At 30.9% G+C, this 5514-nt stretch carries 7 protein-coding genes; 1 reads left to right on the forward strand and 6 read right to left on the reverse strand.

The window, feature by feature from the left end; genetic code table 11:
- Positions 1-186: 186 nt before the first annotated feature.
- The 6 genes from ACVC2P_RS11230 to rsfS all read right to left on the reverse strand — a co-directional run bounded on the left by ACVC2P_RS11230 (position 187) and on the right by rsfS (position 4973).
- Positions 187-459: an acyl-CoA-binding protein gene (locus ACVC2P_RS11230; RefSeq protein WP_452598563.1), complete on the reverse strand. Its 273-nt coding sequence runs from the start codon at positions 457-459 to the stop codon at positions 187-189.
- A gap of 2 nt (positions 460-461) precedes the next feature.
- The gene (locus ACVC2P_RS11235) at positions 462-1112 is read right to left on the reverse strand and encodes a phosphatidylserine decarboxylase family protein (protein ID WP_452598564.1); all 651 of its coding nucleotides are present in this window, start codon (positions 1110-1112) and stop codon (positions 462-464) included.
- Entirely contained in the window at positions 1102-1923 is an 822-nt protein-coding gene (locus ACVC2P_RS11240) for a phosphatidate cytidylyltransferase (RefSeq protein WP_452598565.1), read from the reverse strand. Before ACVC2P_RS11240 ends, ACVC2P_RS11235 begins: the two co-directional genes overlap by 11 nt.
- Before the next feature lie 7 nt (positions 1924-1930).
- Positions 1931-2533, reverse strand: a complete 603-nt coding sequence (locus tag ACVC2P_RS11245; protein WP_452598566.1) for an LUD domain-containing protein — start codon at positions 2531-2533, stop codon at positions 1931-1933.
- Positions 2534-2645: 112 nt separating this feature from the next.
- Positions 2646-4592 carry an ATP-dependent zinc metalloprotease FtsH gene (gene ftsH, locus ACVC2P_RS11250; protein WP_452598567.1) on the reverse strand — a complete coding sequence of 649 codons (1947 nt, stop codon included), beginning with the start codon at positions 4590-4592 and terminating at the stop codon, positions 2646-2648.
- Positions 4593-4601: 9 nt separating this feature from the next.
- The gene (gene rsfS, locus ACVC2P_RS11255; protein WP_452598568.1) at positions 4602-4973 is read right to left on the reverse strand and encodes a ribosome silencing factor; all 372 of its coding nucleotides are present in this window, start codon (positions 4971-4973) and stop codon (positions 4602-4604) included.
- Positions 4974-5080: 107 nt separating this feature from the next.
- Here rsfS and ACVC2P_RS11260 point away from each other — a divergent pair.
- Positions 5081-5514 (forward strand): biotin--[acetyl-CoA-carboxylase] ligase (locus ACVC2P_RS11260; RefSeq protein WP_452598569.1); only part of this gene is annotated, 434 nt, incomplete at its 3' end.

The raw sequence follows: 5514 nt of genomic DNA on the forward strand, positions 1-5514 counted from the left end.
GTAAAACTTAAACCAAACTTGGTTAATTTCTTTTAAGTTTGTTTTAGACTGTGAGTAGCAAATACTAGTAAAAGCAATATAAAAGAAGAGAACTACAATTCTGTTTTTTAACATGGCGAATGGTTTTAATTTACTATAAAAGTAAAATAAAGAAATGATAATAAGTGGATAATTAAAATTATTAACTTACTTACGGTATAGGAAATAGTTGTTTACCAAGTCTATATAAGTACGCTTAGCCTCCTCTTCGTTAATGTGTTGTATCTGGAATAATGCATTTGTTTTAAAAGCATTAATAATAGGAGTTCTACTACTAGGTCTTTCGTAATTATTAGTGGCCTTTTTGTAGTAGGCATAAAGGCGAAGTAAAAAATCGGCAGGAAAAGGCTCTGTATGGTCATTTATACGCTGTACAGCGTCATTAAATGCTAATTCTAATGCTTCTTCTTCTGAATTCATTTTTAATTTTGAGCGATAATACTTTCACCCCCACGTACTTTATCGTTAAGTTTTACTTTAATATTAGTGTCTAAAGGTAAATATAAATCTACTCTCGACCCAAATTTAATAAAGCCTTGGTCGCTACCTTGCACGACATCTTGATCTACTTTGGCATAGTTTACAATACGCTTAGCAAGTGCGCCAGCAATTTGCCTAAATAATACTTTTCCGTAATTATTATTTTCTACAACTACAGTAGTGCGTTCGTTTTCTGTACTCGCTTTTGGGTGCCAAGCTACTAAATATTTACCAGGATGGTATTTGCTATAGGCCACTTTTCCTCCAATAGGGTAACGTGTTACGTGCACATTTATAGGAGACATAAAAACACTAACTTGTAAACGTTTGTCTTTAAAAAATTCTGGCTCGAAAACTTCTTCTATAACTACAACTTTACCATCTACAGGCGAAACTACAGTGACGTCATTTAATACTGTATTGCGTTTTGGATTTCTAAAGAATTGAAGTATTAAAAATAAGAATACAGCTAGTGTGGTAAATAATAAATATTGTAACCATGCGATGCCTACATACTTGTCGACTACTAAAAATAAAGCGATAATAACTATAAACGTTATTGTTATTATTTTATGACCTTCTTTATGAAACATACTGTAAAATTCTTAAGAATAAATAAATAAACGGTGCTGCAAAAATAATACTATCAAAGCGGTCTAGCAAACCGCCATGCCCGGGCATAATAGAACCGCTATCTTTTACTTTAGCTTGACGCTTAAATTTGGATTCTATTAAATCTCCAATGGTACCTATAACGCTTACAATAACACTTAAAATTAACCAATTATTAAAGTCTAGTGTGTTTGTAAATTTGGCAATGAAATAGCTTGAAATACAGGCAAATAATAATCCGCCAAGAAAACCTTCTACAGTTTTTTTTGGAGAAATTCTAGGAAATAATTTCTGTTTCCCTATAGATTTCCCTACTAAGTATGCAAAAGTATCATTAATCCACACCAAAATAAAAGCGCCTAGTAGTATTTTAGGATTAAATACATTTTTATAGTTTGCTATAAGTATTAAAAAAACAAAAGCACTAGAAAGGTAAAATGTGGTTAATATAAAACGCTTGGATTGAAATAATGGAATTGTTTTCTCAGAAAATAAATCTTTTATTAAAAACAATTGAACAAATATAGTTACAATTTGTAATATTCTTGTGGCCTCATCTAATCCAACAGTAGAATTCATGAACGTTTGCCAATATCCAAAAACAAAATATAATACAGCAAAAATAATATAAGGCAAAGGGCTTTTTAATTCAATAAGTTTCATGAATTCGTTTAAACAAACCAATCCAAAAAGAAAAAAAAGTATTAAAAAAGCATGCTCATTGAATAATGATCCAATAAGTAATACAATATAAAGTAAACCTGAAAGTCCTCTGGTTAGTGTTTCTTTCATTTAGTTGTTATAAGTCTTCTAAAAGTAACAAATATAAGTTTTTTGAAGGACTACCATAACTTAAAAAATCTTTTTCGTCAGCTTGTTTAAAATGCTTTATGGTAGTTATATTAGTAGGGATTTGTGAATTTTTAGATTTAATTTCTCGCAAACCTTCTCCTATATTCGTAACTATTTGACTTGTAGTTGCAAAAACAATAACATGATTTGGAAATTCTGGTAATTTTTTTTCTGCTATTTGGTTTGATGATATTAAAAGAGACCCATCATCTGCTATAAGGTTTTCGCAAGTAGTAATAAAGTAAGTTGCATCGCTTAACTTTCCGGTTTTAAGATTACAAGGAGCAAAGCGTTTTTTTAATTTTTTGTCATAAAAAAAAGCAGTTTTTTCCTGCCAATTGTTCTCTATTAAAATTTGAGAAATATTTTCGAAGATTTCATCTAAGTTTTCACAATACAAGAATTTACCACCATTAGCTTTAAAGTTTATTGTAAAACTTTCATCTATTGGTAATTTAACTTGAGGCATGTATTTACCTCGGTCATTAGATTTTATTTCCTCTTTCTCTTTATTAGATTTAGAGCGAAAAAGATTCCTGAAAAGGCTCATTCAAATATTTTGCTATTATAACTATATCTTAGGATTATTTCAAATATAAAAAATCTTAAATTAACTAAGGCGCTAATTTAAGATTTTTAGTTTTATTTATGATATAGAAGGTTTATTCCTCTTCGTTTTTTGCTTCTAATGTAGGTTCTGTATCAAAAGGACGTTTTCCAAGAATTTCTTCTAAATCATCCTTAAAAATAACTTCTCTTTCTATAAGTCTTTCAGCTAGTTTATCTAAAACATCACGTTTAGATTCTAATAAATCTAAAGCACGTTGAAACTGTGTTTCTACAATGTTTTTAATTTCACCATCAATTAATTCTGCTGTTTTTTCACTGTAAGGCTTTACAAAACCATTTTCTCCCGCAGGATCATAATAAGTAATGTTTCCTACCTTTTCATTTAAACCATAAATCATCACCATGGCTTTGGCTTTTCTAGTCACACTTTCTAAGTCACTTAAAGCACCAGTTGAGATTTGATCGAAAATAATTCTTTCTGCTGCACGACCACCCATTGTAACACATATTTCGTCTAGAAATTTATTGGTTCTAGTAATATAGGCTTCTTGTGGTAAATACCATGCGGCTCCTAAAGAACGTCCTCTTGGTACAATGGTAACTTTTACTAAAGGATCTGCATGTTCTAAAAACCAACTTACTGTAGCATGCCCAGCTTCGTGGTAGGCTATAGTTTTCTTTTCTTCTACAGAAAATAAATTGCTTCTTTTTTCTAATCCGCCAACAATTCTATCAACAGCATCTAAGAAATCTTGTTTTTCTACAGCTTTTTTATTGGTTCTTGCAGCAATTAAAGCCGCTTCATTACATAAGTTTGCTATATCTGCTCCAGAGAATCCTGGTGTTTGTTTTGCTAAAAAGTCTACATCTAAACCATCTACTTTTTTAAGCGGTCTTAAATGCACTTCAAAAATAGCACGTCTTTCTGTTAAGTTAGGTAAATCTACATAAATTTGTCTATCGAAACGACCAGCACGCATTAAGGCTTTATCTAAAATATCTGCTCTATTGGTTGCTGCTAATACAATAACATTTGTATTTGTACCAAAACCATCCATTTCTGTTAGTAACTGGTTTAACGTATTTTCACGCTCGTCATTACTTCCAGACATGGCATTTTTACCTCTTGCACGACCAATAGCATCAATTTCATCTATAAATATAATAGCAGGAGATTTTTCTTTAGCTTGTTTAAATAAATCTCTTACACGAGAGGCTCCAACACCTACAAACATTTCTACGAAATCTGAACCAGATAAAGAGAAAAAAGGCACTTTAGCTTCTCCTGCAACAGCTTTTGCTAGTAACGTTTTACCTGTTCCTGGAGGGCCTACTAAAAGGGCACCTTTTGGTATTTTTCCTCCTAAAGAGGTATATTTTTCAGGACTTTTAAGGAAGTCTACAATTTCTTGTACTTCTTCTTTAGCGCCTTCTAAACCTGCAACATCTTTAAATGTTGTTTTTACTTCTGTATTTTGATCGAAAAGTTTGGCTTTAGATTTTCCTATATTGAAAATTTGACCTCCAGCACCTCCAGCACCTCCGCCAGACATACGACGCATTATAAAAATCCAAACTGCTATAATTAATATAAAAGGAAGGAAACTCATCACAGTAGCCCATGGGTTTTCTTCTCTTTTTGGTTTATATATAGGTTGTTTTTCTTTACTTAAATTTTTCTTTGCTTTTTTGAAATCATCTTCAAAGTTTTGTAAATCACCAATTTCAAAAGTATAGTTTGGTGATTTTTCAGTAGAGAAAGGATATTGCTTTGATTTATTTTTTTCGTGAATTGTTAAAGCTTCAGCTTCTTCTGTTAAATATACCTTAGCTAGGTGATCGTTAACAACTTCAACTTTTTTTACATCTCCATTACTTACAAAGTCAAAAAACTGAGTGGGCGAAATACTATTTTTATCACTAGTAGTATCACTACCAAAAACGGAAACAGCAATTAATGCTATAATGATTAAACCATAAATCCAATAACTATTAAATTTAGGTTTTTTAGGGGGTGTATTTTTTTTATTGTCTGACATGTAGAGTTTTTAAAATTTTGATTCAATTAGAGTGGTCTTTGCATCTCCCCAAAGGCTTTCTATATCGTAATATTCTCTAATTTGTTTTTGGAATACGTGAACTACAACGTTTACATAATCGATTAAAACCCATTCTGCATTGTCTAGTCCTTCTACATGCCAAGGTTTATCTCTAAGTTCTTTACTTACTTTTTTCTGTACAGCGCTTACAATAGCATTTACTTGTGTGTTAGAAGTACCTTCACAAATAATAAAATAATCGCAAACTGTATTGTCTATTTCTCTTAAATCGAGAATATTTATATGCTGTCCTTTTACATCTTCAATGCCACTTATAATTGTGGTTATAAGTGCGTCTGCATTTGTTTCTTTTTTAACCATTAACTTGATTTAATTTGTGCAAAGTTATTATTTTTTGGTTCTTTATGCTTTAAAAAAATCATAAGATTTTTTATTGTTAATTTATAGTACGAAGATAACCAATTATTATGCGTATAATCAAACTTGATGCCATCGATTCTACAAATACTTTTTTAAAAGGTATAAGCAGTGAAGGAACTATAGAGGATTATACTGTTGTGGTTACTAAAAAGCAAACTAACGGGCGAGGGCAAATGGGGACTGTTTGGGACTCTGAAGCCTTTAAAAATCTAACGTTTAGTGTATATAAAACACATATTAATATAAAATTAGAGCAACAGTTTTATATAAGTATAGTTACTGCTTTATCTCTGGTTAAAACGCTGAAAACCTTAGGTGTAAATAAAATACAGATAAAGTGGCCAAACGACATTTTGTCAGAAAACAAAAAAATTTGCGGGGTATTAATTGAAAATGTCATAAAACAAACGGCACTGTCATCATCAATAATTGGAGTTGGTTTAAATGTTAATCAAACTAATTTTGAAAAACTGCCTAAAGC

Source organism: Pontimicrobium sp. MEBiC01747 (assembly GCF_053601635.1).

Excerpts from the sequence above, each read along its gene's own strand:
- rsfS (WP_452598568.1), bottom strand. The coding sequence starts at position 4,973 with ATGGTTAAAAAAGAAACAAATGCAGACGCACTTATAACCACAATTATA.
- ACVC2P_RS11240 (WP_452598565.1), bottom strand. The coding sequence starts at position 1,923 with ATGAAAGAAACACTAACCAGAGGACTTTCAGGTTTACTTTATATTGTA.
- ACVC2P_RS11235 (WP_452598564.1), bottom strand. The coding sequence starts at position 1,112 with ATGTTTCATAAAGAAGGTCATAAAATAATAACAATAACGTTTATAGTT.
- ftsH (WP_452598567.1), bottom strand. The coding sequence starts at position 4,592 with ATGTCAGACAATAAAAAAAATACACCCCCTAAAAAACCTAAATTTAAT.
- ACVC2P_RS11245 (WP_452598566.1), bottom strand. The coding sequence starts at position 2,533 with ATGAGCCTTTTCAGGAATCTTTTTCGCTCTAAATCTAATAAAGAGAAA.
- ACVC2P_RS11230 (WP_452598563.1), bottom strand. The coding sequence starts at position 459 with ATGAATTCAGAAGAAGAAGCATTAGAATTAGCATTTAATGACGCTGTA.